Here is a 20,546-nt window from a genome sequence, read left to right on the forward strand (position 1 = left end):
GTGTGGGAGCGCAGGTGATCGGGTTGCCTGTTCGCGCTGCCTTTACCAGAAGGCACCCGCGAACAGGCAACACTGGTTAGGCCGAGGCCAGCTCCTTGTGCTCATCGGCCGCCAGCAGCGCCTTGTCGGTCTGACCCATCACCTGGCTGGTGATGGTGCCCGCCGCCATCGAACCGCTCACGTTCAGGGCGGTGCGGCCCATGTCGATCAACGGTTCGACTGAAATCAACAGCGCCACCAGGGTGACCGGCAAGCCCATGGCCGGCAGCACGATCAACGCTGCGAACGTTGCGCCGCCGCCGACCCCGGCCACACCGGCCGAACTCAGGGTGACGATACCCACCAACGTGGCGATCCACAGCGGATCCAGTGGATTGATCCCAACCGTGGGCGCGACCATCACCGCCAGCATGGCCGGATAAAGACCGGCGCAACCGTTCTGGCCGATCGTCGCGCCGAACGATGCCGCGAAGCTGGCAATGGCCTGAGGCACGCCCAGACGCCGGGTCTGCGCTTCGATGCTCAGTGGAATGGTTGCCGCACTGGAGCGGCTGGTGAAGGCGAAGGTCAGCACCGGCCACACCTTGCGGAAAAACCGCAGCGGGTTGACCCCAGCCAGGCTCAGCAGCAGCCCGTGCACTGCGAACATCAGCGCCAGACCGATGTACGACACCACCACGAAACTGCCCAGCTTGACGATGTCCTGCACGTTGGAGCTGGCCACCACCTTCGCCATCAGGGCCAGCACACCATAGGGCGTCAGCTTCATCACCAGGCGCACCAGGCGCATCACCCAGGCTTGCAGCACGTCGATCGCGCCGAGCACTTTCGTGCCCTTGTCCGCATCGTCCTTGAGCAGTTGCAGTGCCGCCATCCCGAGGAACGCAGCGAAGATCACCACGCTGATGATCGAGGTAGGCTTGGCTCGCGCCAGGTCGGCGAAAGGGTTCTGGGGAATGAACGACAGCAACAGTTGCGGCACGTTGAGGTCGGCGACCTTGCCCGCGTAATCGCTCTGGATCGTGGCCAGACGCGCAGCTTCCTGAGTCCCGGCCACCAGGCCTTCGGCGGTCAGGCCGAACAGGTTGGTCAGGCCGATGCCGATCAGCGCGGCGATGGCGGTGGTGAACAGCAGCGTGCCGATGGTCAGGAAGCTGATCTTGCCCAGCGAGGATGCGTTGTGCAGACGCGCCACGGCGCTGAGGATGGACGCGAAAATCAACGGCATGACGATCATCTGCAGCAACTGCACATAGCCGTTGCCGACCAGTTCCAGCCAGCCGATGGTGCTCTTGAGCACGGGGTGCCCGGCGCCGTAGACGGTGTGCAGGCCGATACCGAACAGCACGCCCAGTCCCAGGCCCAGCAGGACCTTCTTGGCCAGGCTCCAATCGGTGCGACGGGTTTGTGCCAGGCCCAGCAGCAGCGCTGCGAAGATCAGCAGATTCAACAAGAGGGGCAGGTTCATGTCAGCTCCGGAAAATGAAGGACCGCACCTCTGCGGGCGCTGGTCAATCGCGGATGCTAACACCTTGAATCGAAAGCCGATTAATACCGGAATGGAAGATGCTTAGGTATTTTTGGAATAAGCGCCAGGCACATTTCCAAGGCCTGGAGTGGATCTTCACACTAGCGCTGTGAAGACCCACCCATAGCCATGAAACGGCGTGTGCTTACAGCCCGTCGAGCATCGCCTTGTTGCGCACGGCACCTTTGTCAGCGCTGGTGGCCAGTAGGGCGTAGGCCTTGAGCGCGGTGGTCACCTTGCGTGGACGCACTTCGACCGGCTTCCAGCCCTTCTTGTCCTGCTCGGCACGACGGGCTGCCAACTCGGCATCGTCCACCAGCAGGTTGATCGAGCGATTGGGGATGTCGATCAGCACCTTGTCGCCGTCCTGCACCAGACCGATGGCCCCACCGGCGGCTGCCTCAGGCGAAGCGTGACCGATGGACAGGCCCGAGGTACCGCCCGAGAAACGGCCGTCGGTCAGCAATGCGCAGGCTTTGCCCAGGCCCTTGGATTTCAGGTAGGAGGTGGGATACAGCATCTCCTGCATGCCCGGGCCACCCTTGGGACCTTCGTAGCGAATGATCACGATATCACCGGCCTTCACTTCGTCGGCAAGGATGCCGCGCACCGCGCTGTCCTGGCTTTCGAAGATCTTGGCATTGCCTTCGAACACATGGATCGACTCATCCACACCGGCGGTTTTCACCACGCAACCGTCCAGCGCGATGTTGCCGTAGAGCACGGCCAGGCCGCCCTCCTGGGAGTAGGCATGTTCGAAGCTGCGGATGCAGCCGTTCTCGCGGTCGTCGTCCAGCGTGTCCCAGCGCGTGGACTGGCTGAATGCGGTTTGTGTCGGAATGCCCGCCGGGCCCGCCTTGAAGAAGTGATGCACCGCTTCGTCGGAGGTCTGGGTGATGTCCCACTTGGCGATGGCTTCGGCCATGCTGCGGCTGTGCACGGTCGGCAGGTCGGTGTGCAGCAGGCCGCCACGGGCCAGCGAACCGAGGATGCTGAAGATGCCACCGGCACGGTGCACGTCTTCCATGTGGTATTTCTGGATGTTCGGCGCCACCTTGCACAGCTGCGGCACGCTGCGCGACAGACGATCGATGTCGCGCAAGTCGAAATCAATCTCGGCTTCCTGGGCTGCGGCCAGCAGGTGCAGGATGGTGTTGGTCGAACCGCCCATGGCGATGTCCAGCATCATGGCGTTTTCGAACGCCTTGAAGTTGGCGATGTTGCGCGGCAGCACCGATTCGTCGTTCTCGCCGTAGTAGCGTTTGCACAACTCGACGATGGTACGGCCGGCCTGCAGGAACAGCTGCTCGCGGTCGCTGTGGGTCGCCAGTGTGGAACCGTTGCCCGGCAGGGCCAGGCCCAGGGCTTCGGTCAGGCAGTTCATCGAGTTGGCGGTGAACATGCCCGAGCACGAACCACAGGTAGGGCAGGCGCTGCGCTCGTACTCGGCGACCTTTTCATCCGAGGCGGTGGCGTCGGCGGCGATCACCATGGCGTCGACCAGGTCCAGGCCATGGCTGGCCAGTTTGGTCTTGCCGGCTTCCATCGGCCCGCCGGAAACGAAGATCACCGGCACGTTCAGGCGCAAGGCAGCCATCAGCATGCCCGGGGTGATCTTGTCGCAGTTGGAGATGCACACGATGGCGTCGGCGCAGTGGGCGTTGACCATGTACTCGACCGAGTCGGCGATGATCTCGCGGCTGGGCAGGGAATACAGCATCCCGTCGTGGCCCATGGCGATGCCGTCGTCCACCGCAATCGTGTTGAATTCCTTGGCCACGCCACCCGCGCGCTCGATCTCGCGTGCAACCAGCTGACCCAGGTCCTTGAGGTGCACATGGCCCGGCACGAACTGGGTGAACGAGTTGGCGATGGCGATGATCGGCTTCTTGAAATCGTCATCCTTCATGCCAGTGGCACGCCAGAGCGCGCGGGCACCGGCCATGTTGCGGCCGTGGGTGGATGTTTTCGAGCGATAGTCAGGCATGGAACGACTCCGGGCGGCTAATCGGGTTTCAGTGAGGGAGTGAGCTTTTCCTGGTCCGCGGCACGCTCGGTCGGTGTGTTGCCGTGCTTGCGGATGAGGCCGGTAACGCTGCGGGATCGCCACGCGTACGGCCGAGCTCATAAACCCGCCGGGGGATGATTGGCGAAGAGTAGGGCGATTCTACACCCATGGGGGAAGGATGGAACGTGGGGCAGGGCAAGTAATCGCCAGTGATGCCTGACGCGGCTCGCACCGCTGCTACAAAGCCCCTGTAGCAGCGGCGGGAGCCGCGTCAAAAGCGCCGTTGCATCAGCTGTTGGGCAACAACCGGCACGTAATGCTCTTGATGTACCGCGTTTCCGGAATCGCTGGATGCACCGGATGGTCCGGGCCCTGGCCGCCGCGTTCCAGCAGTTGGATGTTGCGGTCCAGGTGGCGGGCGCTGGTCAGCAGGATGTTCTGCAGGTCGTCCTCGGGCAGGTGCATGGAGCACGAAGCGCTGACCAGGATGCCGTCCTTGCTGAGCAGGCGCATGGCTTGCTCGTTGAGGCGGCGGTAGGCGCCTTCGCCGTTCTTCAGGTCCTTCTTGCGCTTGATGAACGCAGGTGGGTCGGCGACGATCACGTCGAAGCGCTCTTCGGCGGCCTTGAGTTCTTTCAAGGCCTCGAACACGTCACCTTCCACGCAGGTGACTTTCTCGGCGAAGCCATTGAGCGCGGCATTGCGCTCGACGCCATCGAGGGCGAAGCCCGAAGCGTCGACGCAGAACACTTCGCTGGCGCCGAATGCGCCGGCCTGCACGCCCCAACCGCCGATGTAGCTGAACAGGTCGAGCACGCGCTTGCCCTTGACGTACGGCGCCAGGCGCGCGCGGTTCATGCGGTGGTCGTAGAACCAGCCGGTCTTCTGGCCTTCCATCACGGGGGCTTCGAACTTCACGCCGTTCTCTTCCAGAGCGACCCACTCCGGGACCACGCCGAACGCGCTTTCCACGTAGCGCTCCAGGCCTTCGGCATCGCGGGCGGCGGAATCGTTCTTGAACAGGATACCGCTGGGCTTGATCACCTGGATCAGCGCGGCCATGACATCGGCCTTGTAGCGTTCCATGGTGGCCGAAGCGAGCTGCACCACCAGAATGTCGCCGAAGCGATCCACGACCAGGCCCGGCAGCAGGTCGGAATCACCGTACACCAGGCGATAGAACGGCTTGTCGAACAGCCGCTCGCGCAACGACAGGCAGACGTTTAGGCGATGCACCAGCAACGACTTGTCCAGGCTCAGCTTGACGTCGCGCGACAGCAGGCGGGCGCAGATCAGGTTGTTCGGGCTCAGTGCGACGATGCCCAGAGGCTTGCCGCCGGCCGCTTCGAGAATGGCCTGGTCGCCCGCCTGGAAACCGTTCAGCGGGGTCGCGGCCACGTCGATCTCGTTGCTGTAGACCCACAGGTGGCCGGCGCGCAGGCGGCGGTCGGCGTTGGCTTTGAGGCGAAGGCTGGGCAGGGACATGAAGTCGCTCCGGGTAAAAAAGAGCGGGAGTATACCCCTTTGGTCCCGGCCTCGAATGGAGGATTCGACAAATGACCCGCCGCGCACGGTGGGCGCTAGGGGCCGCAGCGGTTAGAATCCGCGCTGTCCGAGGCGTCGAGCCTGGGGCATGCTTGCCTATCGATCCGCGTTTCCCGTCAGGAGCCCCATGCCTGAATTACCCGAAGTAGAAACCACCCGTCGCGGCATCGCCCCGCACCTGGAAGGGCAGCGTGTGAGCCGCGTCATCGTGCGCGATCGACGCTTGCGCTGGCCGATTCCCGAAGACCTGGATGCGCGCCTGTCCGGGCAACGGATCGTGGCGGTCGAGCGGCGGGCCAAGTACCTGCTGATCAACGCCGAAGTGGGTACCTTGATCAGCCATTTGGGGATGTCGGGCAATCTGCGTCTGGTCGAAGCCGGCTTGCCGGCGCTCAAGCACGAGCACGTCGATATCGAGCTGGAGTCGGGCATGGCCTTGCGCTATACCGATCCCCGGCGCTTCGGCGCCATGCTCTGGAGCCAGGATCCGCTCAACCACGAACTGCTCCTGCGCCTGGGCCCCGAGCCGTTGACCGAGCTGTTCGACGGCGAAAGGCTGTTCCAGCTGTCGCGTGGGCGCAGCATGGCGGTCAAGCCGTTCATCATGGATAACGCCGTGGTGGTGGGTGTGGGCAATATCTACGCGACCGAAGCGCTGTTCGCCGCCGGTATCGATCCGCGCCGCGCGGCAGGGGGCATATCCCGTGCCCGCTACCTGCGCCTGGCGGTCGAGATCAAACGCATCCTGACCTATGCGATCGAGCGCGGCGGCACCACGTTGCGTGATTTCATCGGCGGGGATGGCCAGCCGGGCTACTTCCAGCAGGAGTTGTTCGTCTATGGTCGCGGTGGGCAGCTGTGCAAGATCTGCGGTACCACCCTGCGCGAGGTCAAGCTGGGCCAACGTGCCAGCGTGTATTGCCCGCGTTGCCAGAAATGACGGTGCTGCACGGACGGTGTCGAGAGGGGCAGGGATAGCCAAGCCTTCGGCTCTTCAAGAAGCGGCTCGCCCCTGTCCTGCACAATCCCGAGCAACTGATATAGTTACCGCATCGCAAATCGCAGTCGCCCACGTGAGCAGAAGGATTGTGCCATGAACCTGTTTCGAACCCTGTCGCTGGCGCTGATCGTCAGTTTCGGCCTGCACGCCGTGCCGGCCATCGCTGCCGACTCGAGCATGAGCGCAAGCAGCGGTGACCCGACCTACCAGATCCAGAATCCTCCGGCCTACGCCATGATCGGCGACCTGCTGATCGCACGGCCGTTGCTGGTCGCCGCCACCATCGTGGGCGCAGGTCTTTTCGTGATCTCTTTACCGTTCACCGCAGCCGGTGGCAACGTCGGGGCCAGCGGCAAGGCCCTGGTGGTGGATCCAGGCAAGGCAGCGTTCGTGCGTTGTCTGGGCTGCACGCAGAGCGGCTATAACAACGCCGGCAATTAAGCCAGGCATTGGCATGGGAACTCAGTGCTTGCCAGTGATCTGGCGGTACTTGGCCATCAGCTGTTCCTGGGATTCAGGGTGCGCTTCGTCCAGTGGAATGCAATCCACCGGGCAGACCTGCTGACACTGTGGCTCGTCGTAGTGGCCCACGCACTGGGTACACAGGTTGGGATCGATCACGTAGATCTCCTCCCCCTGGGAAATGGCAGCGTTCGGGCACTCGGGTTCGCAGACGTCGCAATTGATGCAATCGTCGGTGATGATCAGGGACATGAAAACTCCGGCCCGAGACTGCGGCCCAGGCATGTGAAAACCAATGGCCGCAATTGTGCCGCATTAGCGCCCGCAGTGCACGCGGGCGCAGCACCGGATGCCTACTTCTTGCTGAAGCGCTGGGTCAAGGCCTCGGCCACGGCCGGGTGAACGAACTTGGTGATGTCTCCGCCCAGCGCGGCGATTTCTCGCACCAGCGTCGAAGAAATGAAGGAATAACGTTCCGAAGGCGTGAGGAACAGGCTTTCCACGTCCGGCGCCAATTGTCGGTTCATGTTGGCCAGCTGGAACTCGTATTCGAAATCGGACACCGCTCGCAGGCCACGCAGCAGCACGTTGGCGTTCTGCTCCTTGGCGAAGTGCGCGAGCAGGGTCGAGAAACCGACGACTTCGACGTTCGGCAAGTGCCGTGTCACTTCGCGCGCCAACTCCACGCGTTGTTCGAGGGCGAACAACGGATTCTTCTTGGGGCTCGCGGCGACCGCGATGATCACGTGATCGAACAGGCGCGAAGCGCGTTCGACCAGATCACCGTGACCCTTGGTGATCGGGTCGAAGGTACCTGGGTACAACACTCGGTTCATCACGGCGTCCTGGCGGGAATCGGTTGGGGAGTGCGATGGTATCGCAGCCGGAGAGGTCGGCCAAGCCTGCATCGTGGGCGCAATGCAAGGGTGATCGCCTGTGGCACGCTGTCGCGGTACGCGCGCGTCCGCGGTAGGATGACGGGCAGGCCAGGTGTGCCGCGTGCGCCGACGTGCCTGCTGCTACAGTGAATCATGCCGCGATGGATGCTGTCTGAGCTGTTCCAGCGAAGGGCAAGTCCATCATTCATTCACCGCTGGAGTCCTTCATGCCCCTCGCGCAACTGATCAGCCCGCAAGCACTCGCCGAACACCTCGACTCCCCCGAATGGGTCCTGCTGGACTGCCGCTACAGCCTCGAAGACGCCGACTATGGCCAGCGCAGCTATGCCGAAGGCCATATCGCCGGTGCCCATTTCGCCGACCTGGGCCGCGACCTCAGTGCGCCGGTGATCAAGGGCGTGACCGGGCGTCATCCGTTGCCCGAACCTGCACACTTGCAGGAACGGTTGCAGCGCTGGGGCATCGATGCAGACAGCAAAGTCGTCGTCTATGACGACGGGCCCGGCGCCTATGCGGCGCGGGCGTGGTGGCTGCTGACCTGGCTGGGCAAGCGCGATGGCGTCTTTCTGCTCGATGGTGGGCTGGCCGCCTGGCACGCCGCCGGGCTGCCCTTGAGCCTGGATGCTGCGCCCACTGAGCCCGGCGATTTTGTCGGCACACCGGATGGCGCACGGGTGGTCGATGCGACCGATCTGCAGGCACGCCTGGAAGATCCACAGTTGACCTTGCTGGATGCACGCGCGTTGCCCAGATTTCTGGGCGAGGTGGAGCCCATCGATCCTGTCGCCGGGCATATCCCCGGTGCGCAGTGTGCGGCCTTCACCGAAAACCTGGGGCCCGATGGCCGCTTCCTGCCGGCAGCGCAATTGCGTGAGCGCTTCGCCGCCCAATTGCAGGGCCGGACCGCGGAACAGGCGGTGGCTTATTGCGGTTCCGGCGTCACCGCCTGCCACAACCTGTTCGCCATGGCCCTGGCCGGTTACCCGTTGGCGACACTGTATGCAGGCTCCTGGAGCGACTGGATCACCGATCCGCAGCGACCTGTGCAGAAGGGCTCATGAACTCGATCCACTGATTCAGCCATTGTGGTATGCGCCGCTCCAGGTAATAGCCGGGTTGTCGCAGACTGCCATCGACGAAACCGACATGTCCACCCCGTGCATGCAGTTCGAATTCTATGCACGGCGACATCTCGTCGGCGGTCGGCAGGCTGTGGGGGAACACGAACGGATCGTCCTGCGCCTGGATGATCAACGTGGGTTTTGCAATGCCACCCAGGTAGTACCGACTCGAAGAGCGTCGATAGTAGTCCTGTGCATCCTTGAAACCGTGCAGCGGCGCCGTGACCTGGCCATCGAAGTCCCAGAAGGTCTTGATGCCCTGCAGTGACCCAAGCGCCTCCAGCGCCGCCAGCCCTTCGTGATGGCCTTCCTGCTGGAAGCGACTGCGCTTGTCGGTCAGGTAGGCGAGCATGGCGCGCATGAAATGGGCCTGGTACACCTTGGAGAAACCTTGGGTCATGCGGTCGGCGCACTGATCCAGGCGAAACGGCACAGAGACCGCCACGGCGGCCTGCAACGGGCTGTTCGGCCCGCTTTCGCCCAGGTGCTTGAGCAGAATGTTGCCGCCCAGTGAGTAGCCTACGGCGAACAGCGGCGCCTGGGGCCTCTGTGCGCCCAGGTGATCGAGTACGTGCTGAAGGTCTTCGCTGGCGCCCGAATGGTAGCTTTGCGCGAGCAGGTTGGGCTCGCCGGAGCAGCCGCGCCAGTTGACCGCCACGCTTGCACACCCGTACTTGCCCAATTGCCTTTGCAGGCCGGCGACGTAGGGCGAGTTGGATGATCCAGTCAGACCGTGCAGTACCACCACCAACGGGGCGTGGGGTGTGTGGGGGCCGTGCCAGTCGAGGTCGACGAAATCACCGTCTGCCAGCCACAGACGCTCGCGCTCGCGCGGCAACGCTGGCTGCTTGCGCCACAAGGGACCCCACAACGTCTGCAGGTGTGGGTTGCCCAGCCCGAGGGCTGGGCGAAAGCGAGGATGCGCTGCGTTCAACATGAATGCCCTGACAAGCCGGTGTCAGCCACGCTGCCACAGAGAGTAGTAGACCTGCCCGGCTTTCTTCTCGCGGTGCAAGCGCCAGGTAGCCGGCATCTGCAACGCTGAGGGCGGTGTCTCGCTCTCGGTGTAGATCCAGGCGCGCTCTGCCAGCCAGCCTTTTTCTTCCAGCAGCGTGCAGGTCGCCGGCAGCAGGTTCTGGTGGAAGGGTGGGTCGAGGAACACCAGATCGAATGCGCTCGGAGTCTGGGTTTCCAGGTACTTCAACGCATCGCTTTGCAGCAACTGGCCCGTGGCGCAACCAAGCAGGTCCAGATTGTGCCGAAGGCTGGAAATGGCGGTGGCATTGGCATCCAGCGCCAATGCCATGCTGGCGCCACGGGACAGCGCTTCGAGGTACAGGGCACCACTGCCGGTGAAGGCATCCAGCACCTTGGCACCTTCGATGTGCGCTGCCAGCCAGTTGAACAGCGTTTCGCGTACCCGATCAGGCGTTGGGCGCAGGCCGGGTGCTTCCGGGAAGCCCAGCTTGCGGCTGCGCCACTGGCCACCGATGATGCGCAGGTGACCTTGGCCACCATGGGGTTGCTTGGGTTTGACGCTGGCCATCAATGCTCCGGTACGCCGAGCGGTCGCTCGGAGGGTTTGTCCGTGGGGGCCGGCAAGGGTTGCTGCGCAACCTTGGGGCCAGCCGTGACGATCACCAGTTTATCGGCATCCAGGTGTTTGTTCATCGCGGTTTTCACCTGCTCCACGGTCAGCGCCTGTGACTGCTGCAGGAAGTCTTCCATCCAGGTCAGCGGCATGTCATAGAACCCGGTGGCACCTAGCTGCGCAACGATGCTCGCATTGCTGGCATTGGACAGCGGGAAGCTGCCGGCCTGTTCACGCTTGGCGTTGTCCAGTTCTTCCTGAGTAGGGCCGGTCTTGAGGTAGTCGCGCAGGATGTCCTGCACCAGCTTCAGGGTGCCATCGCCGAGTTCGGCGCGGGTCTGCAAGTTGATCATGAACGGTCCACGGACCTGCATCGGGGTGAAAGCCGAGTAGACCCCGTAGGTCAGGCCGCGTTTCTCCCGGACTTCGCTCATCAGCCGCGTACCGAACGCGCCACCCCCAAGGATCTGGTTGCCCATGGACAGCGCGGCGAAATCCGGATCCTTGCGATCGATGCCCAGCTGCGCAATGAACATCTGCGTCTGCTTGGACGGAAAGTCGATGTGGGTCACGCCAGCCGCGGGCACGGCTGGCTGTGCCGGCTTGGCCAGGGCAGGGCCCTTGGGCAGGGCGCTGGAGATTTGTGCGGCGATCTGCTCGGCTTCGTTTCGCGACAGGTCGCCGACGATGGCGATGACCGCATTGCCGGCAGCATAGGCACGCTTATGGAAGGCACGCATCTGTTCGATGCTCAGGCCGGGCAGGCTCTTGGCGTCGCCTTCGCTGGGGTGTGCATACGGGTGGCTGCCATACAGGCGTGTGGACAGCTCGTTGCTGGCCAGCTTGGCGGGGTTCTGCTTCTGGAACTCGAAGCCGGCGAGCAGTTGGTTCTTGATGCGAGCCAGCGCATCGGCCGGGAAGGTCGGCTTGCCAACGACTTCGGCGAACAGCTTGAGGGCCGGGGTGCGCTTGTCGGTGTCGCTGAGGCTGCGCAACGAGGCCACGGCCATGTCGCGATAGGCACCGTTGGAGAAGTCCGCGCCCAGGCCCTCGAAGCCTTGGGCGATGGCGTTGACGTCCTTGCCGGCCACACCTTCGTTGAGCATGGCGTTGGTCAGCAGAGCGATGCCAGGGTGGTTCTGATCCTGACTGCTACCGGCGGCGAAAGTCAGGCGCAGATCGAACATCGGCAATTCGTGAGCTTCGACGAACAGGACCTTGGCGCCTTCGGCGGTTGTCCAGTTCTGGATGTCCAGGCGGCGATGGCTGGGGGCGGTGTTGCCCAACGCGCTCACCGATTGCAGGCCGCGCGCGGGTTGGCTGGCGCTGGCAGTGTCTGCGGCCTGGGCTCCGAAAGTCACGAGCCAGCCGGCCAGCACCAGAAGGGTCGAGCCAGCCAGGAGGCGACGGGGGGTGATGGGCTCACTCATGAGCGGCTTCCTCGGGCAGAACGTGGGCGATGCTCAGGCGATCGCGGGTGAAATAGGTACGGGCGGCGCTCTGGATGTCCTGCGGCGTCACGCTCTTGAGATCTTCGAGTTCGCTGTCCATCAGCTTCCACGACAGCCCCACGGTTTCCAGCATGCCGATGGTGGTGGCCTGGCTGCTGATGGAGTCGCGGCTGTAGACCAGATCGGCGATGACCTGGGCCCGCACGCGCTCGAGCTCCTCGGCCGAGGGCGGCGTGGTCTTGAGCTCATCGAGCAGCTTCCAGATGCCTTTCTCGACATCGGCCAGGGTCTTTTTCTTCTGCGCGTTGGCGGTTGCGGAAATGAAGAACAGGCTGTCGCCGCGGGTGAAAGGGTCGTACTGGGCGCCGCCGCTGGAAATCAGCTCCTGGCCGCGCTCCAGGCGTGTCGCCATGCGTGCACTGTAGCCACCGTCGAGCAATGCCGAGATCAACCGCAAGGCCTGGACATCACGCGGCTTGTCGGCAGTGGCCAGGGCCGGAACGTTGAAACCGTACATCAGGCTCGGCAGTTGGGTGCGCACATGCAATGTGGCAAGGCGCTGGCCAGGGGTGGCCAGTTCCAGCGGGATCTTCGCCGGTGGCGTGGCACGGCTGGCGATGTTGCCGAAGAAACGTTGAGCCAGCGCCTTCACCTCGTCAGGCTGGACGTCGCCCACCACCACCAGAGTGGCGTTGTTGGGCACGTACCAGGCCTGGTACCAGTGGCGCAGCTCTTCGACCTTCATGCGATCGAGGTCAGCCATCCAGCCGATGGTGGGCGTGTGGTAGCCACTGGCGGGAAAGGCCATGGCCTTGAACATCTCGTAGGCCTTGGCGCTGGGCTTGTCGTCGGTGCGCAGGCGGCGTTCTTCCTTGATGACTTCGATTTCACGCGCGAATTCTTCGGCGGGCAGGCTCAGGCTGGCCATGCGGTCGGCTTCGAGGTCGAACGCCACGGCCAGGCGGTCCTTGGCCAGCACTTCGTAATAGGCGGTGTAGTCATCGCTGGTGAAGGCGTTTTCCTCGGCGCCGAGGTCGCGCAGGATGCGCGAACCTTCACCTGGGCCCAGTTTGTCGGTGCCCTTGAACATCATGTGTTCGAGCGCGTGGGACAGGCCGGTCTGGCCCGGCGTTTCGTAGCTGGAACCGACCTTGTACCAGATCTGGGACACCACCACCGGGGCGCGGTGGTCCTCGCGCACGATGACCTTGAGGCCGTTGTCCAGGGTGAATTCGTGCGTGGGCTGTGTATCGGCGGCAAAAGCTGCCAAGGGCAGGCTGAGCGTGCAGAGCAGCAGGCCTGCAGCGCGGCGGGCGAGGACATTCATGGGATTCAGAACCTTGAGAGCTACCCGCTTGGCCTTAGCGTCTACGGGCGAGGAGGTGCTAGGATACTGATCCGGTTCGCTGGGGGCCATGCCTGGTTGGCATGAACCTGCCCGGGCAACTCGACAAAATGTTGCGCGTGAACGAGCCGGCGTAAAAGCAGTCTGTGTTGCGTCTTCGAATTTTTCCGACAAGCCGCCTGGCGTGTCGCTACCTTGAGATAGCCGTCTTCCATGTTTGGTTCCAACGACGACAAAAAGACCCCGGCCCCGGCCGGTGAAAAGAAAGGCCTGTTCGGATGGCTGCGCAAGAAGCCGCAGACACCTGTCGCCGAACCGCCACCGACCCCCGAGGCCCAGGAGCTGCGGACCGAAGCCGAGACGGCTGCGCAAGCCGCCGTGGCGCTCGCCCCGGAGCTGGTGCTGCCGCCCAAGACCGAAGCCGAACCTGAGCCCGTACCGACGCCAACCGAGCAGCCCGTTGCGCACGGGTTGGTGCTGCCGGTGCCCGAGGAACCGGTGGCGCTGGTCGAGGACGATGCGCCGCAGACACCGCCGGCCATCGCCCCACGGCCGGAAGTGTCGGTCCCAGCCGCGGCAGAGCCGGTTACCGCTCCTGTTCCGCCACCTGCTCCTGCAGCGCCCAGCGCACCAGCCCCGGCACCTGCTCCAGCTCCCATTCCAGCGCCTGTGGCAACCATCGTGCCGCCCGTTATCGAAGCATCGCCCCCTGCTGTCGTTGCCTCGCAACCTGCAGGGCAGGCCAGGACCGGCTTCTTCGCGCGTCTCAAGCAAGGACTGGCCAAGACCAGCGCCAGCCTCGGCGAAGGCATGGCCAGCCTGTTTCTGGGCAGCAAGATCATCGATGACGATCTGCTCGAAGAGCTGGAAACCCGACTGCTGACCGCCGACGTGGGCGTTGAAGCCACTTCGGTGATCATCCAGAGCCTGACCCGCAAGGTCGCGCGCAAGGAACTCACCGATGCCGCCGCCTTGTACAAGGCGCTGCAAGGTGAGCTGACGGCACTGTTGCGTCCGGTCGAGCAACCGCTGGTGATCAAGGCCGAGCACCAGCCGTTCGTGATTCTGGTGGTGGGCGTCAACGGCGCCGGCAAGACCACCACCATCGGCAAGCTGGCCAAGAAGCTGCAGCTCGAAGGCAAGAAGGTCATGCTGGCGGCGGGCGACACGTTCCGTGCTGCGGCTGTGGAGCAACTGCAGGTGTGGGGCGAGCGCAACAAGATCCCGGTCATCGCCCAGCACACCGGCGCCGATTCGGCGTCGGTCATCTTCGATGCCGTGCAGGCTGCCAAGTCGCGCGGCATCGACGTGTTGATCGCCGACACCGCCGGCCGTCTGCACACCAAAGACAACCTGATGGAAGAGCTGAAGAAAGTCCGCCGGGTGATGGGCAAGCTCGACGAACAGGCGCCGCACGAAGTGCTGCTGGTGCTCGATGCCGGCACCGGGCAGAACGCGATCAACCAGGCCAAGCAGTTCAATCAGACGGTGGCCCTGACCGGCCTGGCCCTGACCAAGCTCGACGGTACCGCCAAGGGCGGGGTGATCTTTGCCCTGGCCAAGCAGTTCGGTTTGCCCATCCGCTACATCGGCGTGGGCGAAGGTATCGACGACCTGCGCACCTTCGAGGCAGAACCCTTCGTCCAGGCATTGTTCGCCGAGCGGGAGCCTTCATGATTCGATTCGAACAGGTTGCCAAGCGCTATCCCAATGGCCATGTCGGTCTGCATGAACTGAGCTTTCGGGTCCGGCGTGGCGAATTCCTGTTCGTTACCGGTCATTCCGGCGCGGGCAAAAGTACCCTGCTGCGTCTGTTGCTGGCGATGGAGCGACCCACCAGCGGCAAGCTGCTGCTGGCCGGCCAGGACCTGGGCCAGATCACCAACGCGCAGATTCCGTTCCTGCGTCGGCAGATCGGCGTGGTGTTTCAGAATCACCAGTTATTGTTCGATCGCACGGTGTTCAACAACATCGCCCTGCCGCTGCAGATCCTTGGCCTGAGCAAGCCGGAAATCGCCAAGAAGGTCGATTCGGCGCTGGAGCGTGTGGCGCTGGCGGACAAGGCCGAGCTGTACCCCGGCGACTTGTCCACGGGCCAGCAACAGCGTGTGGGCATTGCCCGCGCCATCGTCCATCAGCCAGCCTTGCTGCTCGCCGATGAACCTACCGGCAACCTCGATCCGCGTCTGGCGGCCGAGATCATGGGGGTCTTCGAAGACATCAACCGGCTTGGCACCAGCGTCTTGATTGCCAGCCACGATCTGGCGCTGATCGCGCGCATGCGTCATCGCATGCTGACTTTGCAGCGTGGGCGTCTGATCGGTGACGGAGAGGCAGGACAATGAGTGCGACACGCAGTCCCAAGGTCGCGGACCGGGTAGCGCCCAAGGGAGGCGAGCCCCAACCGCAGAAGCCGAAGAAACGTCGCAATGACGACGATGACGGGCCGGATTTCAGCAGCCTGCTGCGCGCCTGGATCGAAAGCCATCGGGCCAGTTGGACCGACAGCCTGCGCCGTCTGGGCAAGCAGCCGATCGGCAGTTTCTTTACCTGCCTGGTCATGGCGGTGGCCCTGAGTTTGCCCATGGGGTTGTCCCTGCTGCTCAAGAACGTCGAGCGTCTGGGCGGTTCCTGGCAGCGTGCGGCGCAGATTTCGCTGTACCTGGACCTCGACGCCGGCGAGCGGGAAGGCCAGGCGTTGGTGACGCAGATCAAGGGGCTGTCGGGCGTGGCCCAGGCCGAGTTCGTCAGCCGCGAGCAGGCGCTGAGTGAGTTCCAGCAGCAGTCCGGGCTGGGCGAGGCGCTCAAGGAGCTGCCTGAAAACCCGCTGCCCGGCGTGGTGGTAGTGACGCCTCTGGAGATCGACAAGGCTGCGTTGGAGAGCCTGCGCCAGCAGCTCGCCGAGTTGCCGAAGGTGCAGCAGGCGCAGCTTGATCTGGTATGGGTGGAGCGGCTTGCAGCCATTCTGAAGCTGGGTGATCGATTCGTCTTCGGTCTGACCCTGCTGCTGGTTTCAGCGTTGTTGCTGGTGATCGGCAACACCATTCGTCTGCATATCGAGAACCGCCGCATCGAAATCGAGGTCATCAAATTGGTAGGCGGCACGGACAGCTATGTGCGTCGGCCGTTTCTGTACATGGGTGCGCTGTACGGCTTCGGTGCAGGCATTTTCGCCTGGGGCATCCTGGCCTTCGGCCTGGATTGGCTCAACGATGCGGTCACTGGATTGTCCGGCTTGTACGGCAGTGACTTCGCGCTGGGCGGTGTGCCTGTGGCAGACGGATTGTCGCTCTTGCTAGGCGCGGTATTGTTAGGGTATATCGGTGCATGGATTGCGGTCTGGCGGCACCTGCGCGAACTGGCGCCGCGTTAGCCCGCAGTATCTGTGCAGTACCTATGTAGGCTCTTCGAGTGTGTAGTTGAGTTAACTTTATTGTCATGGACCGTTAAAGCGTCATAGGGAACTTGTCAACTGGTTCCCGGTCTATTTTTCGCAGTGCCTACGGGCACGAGTCATGTGAGTCGGAGGTTTTTTCGTATGACCACTTCTTTGCAACCTGCTTATGCGCTGGTCCCGGGTGCAAACCTGGAAGCCTACGTGCATACGGTGAACAGCATTCCCTTGCTGACGCCCGAGCAGGAGCGTGAACTGGCCGAGAGTCTCTACTATGAGCAGGATCTTGGAGCGGCTCGGCAGATGGTGCTCGCTCACCTGCGTTTCGTCGTGCATATCGCGCGCAGCTATTCGGGCTACGGCCTGGCTCAAGCCGACCTTATCCAGGAAGGCAACGTCGGCCTGATGAAGGCCGTGAAGCGTTTCAACCCTGAAATGGGTGTGCGCCTGGTGTCGTTCGCCGTGCACTGGATCAAGGCTGAAATCCACGAGTTCATCCTGCGCAACTGGCGTATCGTCAAAGTGGCGACCACCAAGGCCCAGCGCAAGCTGTTCTTCAACCTGCGCAGCCAGAAGAAGCGTCTGGCCTGGCTGAACAACGAAGAAGTCCACCGTGTGGCCGAAAGCCTGGGCGTGGAGCCGCGTGAAGTACGCGAAATGGAAAGCCGTCTGACCGGCCATGACATGGCCTTCGATCCGGCTGCCGAAGCCGACGACGACAGCGCGTTCCAATCGCCAGCCAACTACCTGGAAGATCATCGCTACGATCCGGCGCGTCAGCTCGAAGACGCCGACTGGAGCGACAACTCAAATACCAACCTGCACGAAGCTCTGCAGGTGCTGGACGATCGCAGCCGCGACATTCTCTACCAGCGCTGGCTTGCCGAGGAAAAGGCGACGCTGCACGAGTTGGCCGAGAAGTACAACGTGTCGGCCGAGCGTATTCGTCAGTTGGAAAAAAGCGCGATGAACAAGCTGAAGGTCTCCATCGCTGCCTGATGTGAGCCGTTGACGCGCTGCATGCAAAAGCCCCGACTGGTTCGGGGCTTTTTGTTGTCTGGCAGGGCGTGATCGCGGCCTAATCGGCCCAGGGTGCGGGGCGTGGCTGGTCAAGGCGCAGGAGGTAGTCATGGCCGCCCAACTGGCCCATCTGCTGACGAATCCAGCCAGCGCGACGGCTCACATAGGGGCTGGGCCGACTGGCGCTCCAGTTGCGCGGATTGGGCAGTACGGCGGCGAGCAGGCTGGCTTGCTGCCGGGACAGCTGAGCCGCATCAACGCCGAAATGATGGCGCGCCGCTGCTTGAGCGCCGAACACACCGTCGTCCCATTCGGCGCTGTTGAGGTAGACCTCGAGGATGCGCTGCTTGGACCAGAAGATTTCGATCAATCCGGTGAACCAGGCTTCCAGGCCCTTGCGCAGCCAACTGCGCCCCGACCAGAGGAATACGTTCTTCGCCACTTGCTGGCTCAGGGTGCTGGCGCCTCGCAATGAACCGCCTTCCTCGTTATGGGCGAAGGCTGCGCGGATGGCGGCGATATCGAACCCCCAGTGCTCGGCAAAGCGTTGATCTTCACCGGCGATGACCGCTACCTTCAAATCGTCGGAAATGTTCGCCCAGGATTGCCAGTCTCGCTGCAGATCGATTGGCTGGCCGTCGGCCCAGGATTCGATCTTGCGTTCGACCATGAGCATGGTGCCCGGCGGCGGGATGAAGCGAAAGATCACCACCAGAGCCACGCTTGCGGCGACAAACCAGAGCAGTGCCTTGCACAGACGACGGAAAAGGGATTGCAGCATGAAGGGCTTGGCCTGGCCGGGTGAGGGGGCCATTATACAGACCCTGCGATGCAACACGGCTTTATGAGGACAAACCTGAATGCTGCGTACGTTCATGATGCTGGCCGCGTTCTTCGGCTTCACCGGTGTGGCGCTCGGCGCGTTTGCCGCACACGGGTTGAAGAACCGGCTGAGCGCCGATTACCTGGCCATTTTCCAGACTGGCGTCAGCTACCAACTTATCCACACCCTGGCATTGTTCGGCGTCGCGCTGCTCAGCGTCCATGTGCCAGGGCGTCTGGTAGGGTGGGCAGGCGCGCTGTTCTGTCTGGGCATCGTCCTGTTCTCGGGCAGCCTCTACCTGTTGACCCTGACCGGCTTCAGCAAGCTGGGTATCGTCACCCCGTTCGGCGGTCTGGCCCTGCTGGCCGGGTGGCTGTGCCTGGGCCTGATGGCCTGGCGCCTGGGTTGATCGCGCGCGTGGTCGGCTTGGCCTTGGGAATCCTCGGCGATCGGGCTAGAATAACGACCCCCAAAAAATGATGGCTGCCGACCGCATGCGCATTCAATTGAACGGCGACCCTTTCGAACTTCCCGACGGCGAAACCGTTGCCGGGCTGCTTGCCCGCCTCGAACTGGTCGGGCGCCGCGTCGCCGTCGAGCTGAACCAGGACATCGTCCCGCGCAGCCAGCACGGTGACACCGTACTGGGCGAAGGTGACCAGATCGAGGTGGTTCACGCCATCGGCGGCGGCTGATCGAGTCGCCAGCACCTTCCACGTCCGTATCTTTACCTCAGCAGAGGAATTCCGATGAGCAATGCTCGCATTGACAAGCCATTCACCCTGGCCGGTCGCACCTTCGAGTCGCGCCTTCTGGTCGGCACCGGCAAGTACCGCGACCTCGAGCAGACCCGCCTGGCCATCGAGGCTTCGAGTGCCGAGATCGTCACGGTTGCCGTGCGCCGCACCAATATCGGCCAGAACCCTGGCGAGCCGAACCTGCTCGACGTGCTGCCGCCGGATCGCTACACCATTCTGCCCAACACCGCTGGCTGCTATGACGCCGTGGAAGCGGTGCGCACCTGCCGCCTGGCCCGCGAGCTGCTCGACGGTCACAACCTGGTCAAGCTGGAAGTCCTGGCCGACCAGAAGACGCTGTTCCCCAATGTGATCGAAACCCTCAAGGCCGCCGAAGTGCTGGTCAAGGACGGTTTCGATGTGATGGTCTACACCAGCGACGATCCGATCATTGCCCGCCAACTGGCCGAGATCGGCTGCATCGCGGTCATGCCGCTGGCTGGCCTGATCGGCACGGGCCTGGGCATCTGCAATCCATACAACCTGCAGATCATTCTGGAAGAAGCCAAGGTGCCCGTGCTGGTGGATGCCGGCGTGGGTACTGCGTCCGATGCCACCATTGCCATGGAACTGGGCTGTGAGGCCGTGCTGATGAACTCGGCCATCGCCCACGCGCAGGATCCGATCATGATGGGCGCGGCCATGAAGCACGCCATCATTGCCGGGCGCATGGCCTATCTGGCCGGTCGCATGCCGAAAAAACTCTATGCCAGCGCCTCTTCGCCGCTGGATGGTCTGATCAAGTAAGAGCCCCCGATGACTGACTCGCAAGAAACGCCAACGGCCGACGAAGGCGAACCGCGCCAGCACCGCGCTATCAAGAGCTTCGTGATGCGCGCTGGGCGCATGACCGAAGGCCAGCAACGCGGCCTTGACCAAGGCAAGCCGTTGTTCGTGCTGCCGCTGACCGACGCACCGACGGACTTCGACCAGGTGTTCGGTCGCAGTGCCCCGCGCACCCTGGAAATCGGTTTCGGCATGGGCCATTCGCTGCTGGAGATGGCAGCGGCCTCGCCGGAACTGGATTTCATCGGCGTAGAGGTGCACCGTCCCGGCGTTGGCGCACTGCTCAACGGCGTGCTGACTCAAGGTCTGAAAAACCTGCGGGTCTACGACTGCGATGCCATCGAAGTGCTCAAGCAGTGTGTGGCCGACAACAGCCTGGATCGCCTGCTGCTGTTTTTCCCGGATCCTTGGCACAAGGCCCGCCACCACAAGCGGCGCATCGTCCAGCCGGCATTCGCCGAGCTGGTCCGCAGCAAGCTCAAGGTGGGGGGTGTGCTGCACATGGCGACCGATTGGGAGCCCTATGCCGAGTACATGCTGGAAGTCATGAACGTGGCGCCCGGTTACCGCAACCAGGCGGCCGACGGTGGCTGCGTACCGCGTCCGGCCGAGCGGCCGGTCACCAAGTTCGAACGCCGCGGCGAGCGGCTCGGGCATGGGGTTTGGGATTTGAAGTTCGAGAGGGTTGACTGAGGGTTATGTAGTGGTCTGGCGGGCCTCTTCGCGGGCAGAGCCCGCTCCCACAATACCCGCTTATTGTGGGAGCGGGCTCTGCC

21 protein-coding genes are annotated in these 20,546 nt (G+C 63.3%); 11 read left to right on the plus strand and 10 right to left on the minus strand.

The window, feature by feature from the left end:
- Positions 1-76: 76 nt before the first annotated feature.
- From QMX89_RS21040 to QMX89_RS21050, 3 genes are all read right to left on the minus strand, one after another.
- The gene (locus QMX89_RS21040) at positions 77-1,468 is read right to left on the minus strand and encodes an L-cystine transporter (protein WP_049861673.1); all 1,392 of its coding nucleotides are present in this window, start codon (positions 1,466-1,468) and stop codon (positions 77-79) included.
- 205 nt (positions 1,469-1,673) lie between these two features.
- Entirely contained in the window at positions 1,674-3,515 is a 1,842-nt protein-coding gene (gene ilvD / locus QMX89_RS21045) for a dihydroxy-acid dehydratase (protein ID WP_282349729.1), read from the minus strand.
- 309 nt (positions 3,516-3,824) lie between these two features.
- Positions 3,825-5,021 (minus strand): class I SAM-dependent rRNA methyltransferase, encoded by a 1,197-nt coding sequence (locus QMX89_RS21050; RefSeq protein ID WP_049861675.1) that lies wholly within the window; start codon positions 5,019-5,021, stop codon positions 3,825-3,827.
- Positions 5,022-5,208: 187 nt separating this feature from the next.
- Here QMX89_RS21050 and mutM point away from each other — a divergent pair, with 187 nt between their 5' ends.
- Positions 5,209-6,021: a bifunctional DNA-formamidopyrimidine glycosylase/DNA-(apurinic or apyrimidinic site) lyase gene (mutM, locus tag QMX89_RS21055; RefSeq protein WP_282349731.1), complete on the plus strand. Its 813-nt coding sequence runs from the start codon at positions 5,209-5,211 to the stop codon at positions 6,019-6,021.
- A 153-nt stretch (positions 6,022-6,174) separates the two neighbouring features.
- Positions 6,175-6,522, plus strand: coding sequence for a hypothetical protein (locus QMX89_RS21060; protein WP_049861677.1), 348 nt, complete (start codon positions 6,175-6,177; stop codon positions 6,520-6,522).
- Positions 6,523-6,543: 21 nt separating this feature from the next.
- Here QMX89_RS21060 and QMX89_RS21065 read toward each other — a convergent pair whose 3' ends face one another.
- Together QMX89_RS21065 and coaD are read right to left on the minus strand one after the other, a co-directional pair.
- Positions 6,544-6,795, minus strand: a complete 252-nt coding sequence (locus tag QMX89_RS21065; RefSeq protein ID WP_049861678.1) for a YfhL family 4Fe-4S dicluster ferredoxin — start codon at positions 6,793-6,795, stop codon at positions 6,544-6,546.
- A 101-nt stretch (positions 6,796-6,896) separates the two neighbouring features.
- Positions 6,897-7,379, minus strand: coding sequence for a pantetheine-phosphate adenylyltransferase (gene coaD / locus QMX89_RS21070; protein ID WP_049861679.1), 483 nt, complete (start codon positions 7,377-7,379; stop codon positions 6,897-6,899).
- A gap of 269 nt (positions 7,380-7,648) precedes the next feature.
- On the opposite strand from coaD, the gene QMX89_RS21075 reads away from it, so the two are divergent.
- Positions 7,649-8,503, plus strand: a complete 855-nt coding sequence (locus QMX89_RS21075; protein ID WP_282349734.1) for a sulfurtransferase — start codon at positions 7,649-7,651, stop codon at positions 8,501-8,503.
- Here the strand turns inward: QMX89_RS21075 and QMX89_RS21080 are convergent.
- From QMX89_RS21080 to QMX89_RS21095, 4 genes are read right to left on the minus strand one after another with little or no spacing between them, the layout of a single operon-like run.
- Complete coding sequence (locus QMX89_RS21080) at positions 8,466-9,500, minus strand: hydrolase (protein ID WP_282349735.1); 1,035 nt, start codon at positions 9,498-9,500, stop codon at positions 8,466-8,468. The genes QMX89_RS21075 and QMX89_RS21080 overlap by 38 nt on opposite strands.
- A 21-nt stretch (positions 9,501-9,521) precedes the next feature.
- Positions 9,522-10,109, minus strand: a complete 588-nt coding sequence (rsmD, locus tag QMX89_RS21085; RefSeq protein ID WP_049861682.1) for a 16S rRNA (guanine(966)-N(2))-methyltransferase RsmD — start codon at positions 10,107-10,109, stop codon at positions 9,522-9,524.
- Entirely contained in the window at positions 10,109-11,584 is a 1,476-nt protein-coding gene (locus tag QMX89_RS21090; RefSeq protein WP_282349736.1) for a pitrilysin family protein, read from the minus strand. The genes rsmD and QMX89_RS21090 overlap by 1 nt, the downstream gene beginning before the upstream one ends.
- Positions 11,577-12,932: a pitrilysin family protein gene (locus QMX89_RS21095; RefSeq protein ID WP_282349737.1), complete on the minus strand. Its 1,356-nt coding sequence runs from the start codon at positions 12,930-12,932 to the stop codon at positions 11,577-11,579. The genes QMX89_RS21090 and QMX89_RS21095 overlap by 8 nt, the downstream gene beginning before the upstream one ends.
- Positions 12,933-13,163: 231 nt before the next feature.
- On the opposite strand from QMX89_RS21095, the gene ftsY reads away from it, so the two are divergent.
- The 4 genes from ftsY to rpoH all read left to right on the plus strand — a co-directional run bounded on the left by ftsY (position 13,164) and on the right by rpoH (position 17,343).
- Positions 13,164-14,627, plus strand: coding sequence for a signal recognition particle-docking protein FtsY (gene ftsY / locus QMX89_RS21100; protein WP_282349738.1), 1,464 nt, complete (start codon positions 13,164-13,166; stop codon positions 14,625-14,627).
- The gene (gene ftsE / locus QMX89_RS21105; protein WP_043191541.1) at positions 14,624-15,295 is read left to right on the plus strand and encodes a cell division ATP-binding protein FtsE; all 672 of its coding nucleotides are present in this window, start codon (positions 14,624-14,626) and stop codon (positions 15,293-15,295) included. The genes ftsY and ftsE overlap by 4 nt, the downstream gene beginning before the upstream one ends.
- Complete coding sequence (gene ftsX / locus QMX89_RS21110; protein WP_049861686.1) at positions 15,292-16,323, plus strand: permease-like cell division protein FtsX; 1,032 nt, start codon at positions 15,292-15,294, stop codon at positions 16,321-16,323. The genes ftsE and ftsX overlap by 4 nt, the downstream gene beginning before the upstream one ends.
- 165 nt (positions 16,324-16,488) lie before the next feature.
- On the plus strand, positions 16,489-17,343 hold the full coding sequence (gene rpoH / locus QMX89_RS21115; protein WP_043191535.1) for an RNA polymerase sigma factor RpoH: 855 nt from the start codon (positions 16,489-16,491) through the stop codon (positions 17,341-17,343).
- Positions 17,344-17,422: 79 nt separating this feature from the next.
- Here rpoH and mtgA read toward each other — a convergent pair whose 3' ends face one another.
- The gene (mtgA, locus tag QMX89_RS21120) at positions 17,423-18,178 is read right to left on the minus strand and encodes a monofunctional biosynthetic peptidoglycan transglycosylase (RefSeq protein WP_282349739.1); all 756 of its coding nucleotides are present in this window, start codon (positions 18,176-18,178) and stop codon (positions 17,423-17,425) included.
- A gap of 46 nt (positions 18,179-18,224) precedes the next feature.
- Here mtgA and QMX89_RS21125 point away from each other — a divergent pair, with 46 nt between their 5' ends.
- The 4 genes from QMX89_RS21125 (at position 18,225) to trmB (ending at position 20,463) form a co-directional block, all read left to right on the plus strand.
- The gene (locus tag QMX89_RS21125; RefSeq protein ID WP_049861688.1) at positions 18,225-18,596 is read left to right on the plus strand and encodes a DUF423 domain-containing protein; all 372 of its coding nucleotides are present in this window, start codon (positions 18,225-18,227) and stop codon (positions 18,594-18,596) included.
- 85 nt (positions 18,597-18,681) lie between these two features.
- Positions 18,682-18,882 carry a sulfur carrier protein ThiS gene (thiS, locus tag QMX89_RS21130; protein ID WP_049861744.1) on the plus strand — a complete coding sequence of 67 codons (201 nt, stop codon included), beginning with the start codon at positions 18,682-18,684 and terminating at the stop codon, positions 18,880-18,882.
- 54 nt (positions 18,883-18,936) lie between these two features.
- A complete protein-coding gene (locus tag QMX89_RS21135) occupies positions 18,937-19,731 on the plus strand; it encodes a thiazole synthase (protein ID WP_282349740.1) in 795 nt (264 codons plus the stop codon).
- Positions 19,732-19,740: 9 nt separating this feature from the next.
- Positions 19,741-20,463: a tRNA (guanosine(46)-N7)-methyltransferase TrmB gene (gene trmB, locus QMX89_RS21140; RefSeq protein ID WP_049861689.1), complete on the plus strand. Its 723-nt coding sequence runs from the start codon at positions 19,741-19,743 to the stop codon at positions 20,461-20,463.
- The last annotated feature ends 83 nt before the right edge of the window (positions 20,464-20,546 follow it).

Origin of the sequence: Pseudomonas sp. PS01301 (assembly GCF_029960215.1) — a bacterium.
Lineage (GTDB): Bacteria > Pseudomonadota > Gammaproteobacteria > Pseudomonadales > Pseudomonadaceae > Aquipseudomonas > Aquipseudomonas coleopterorum.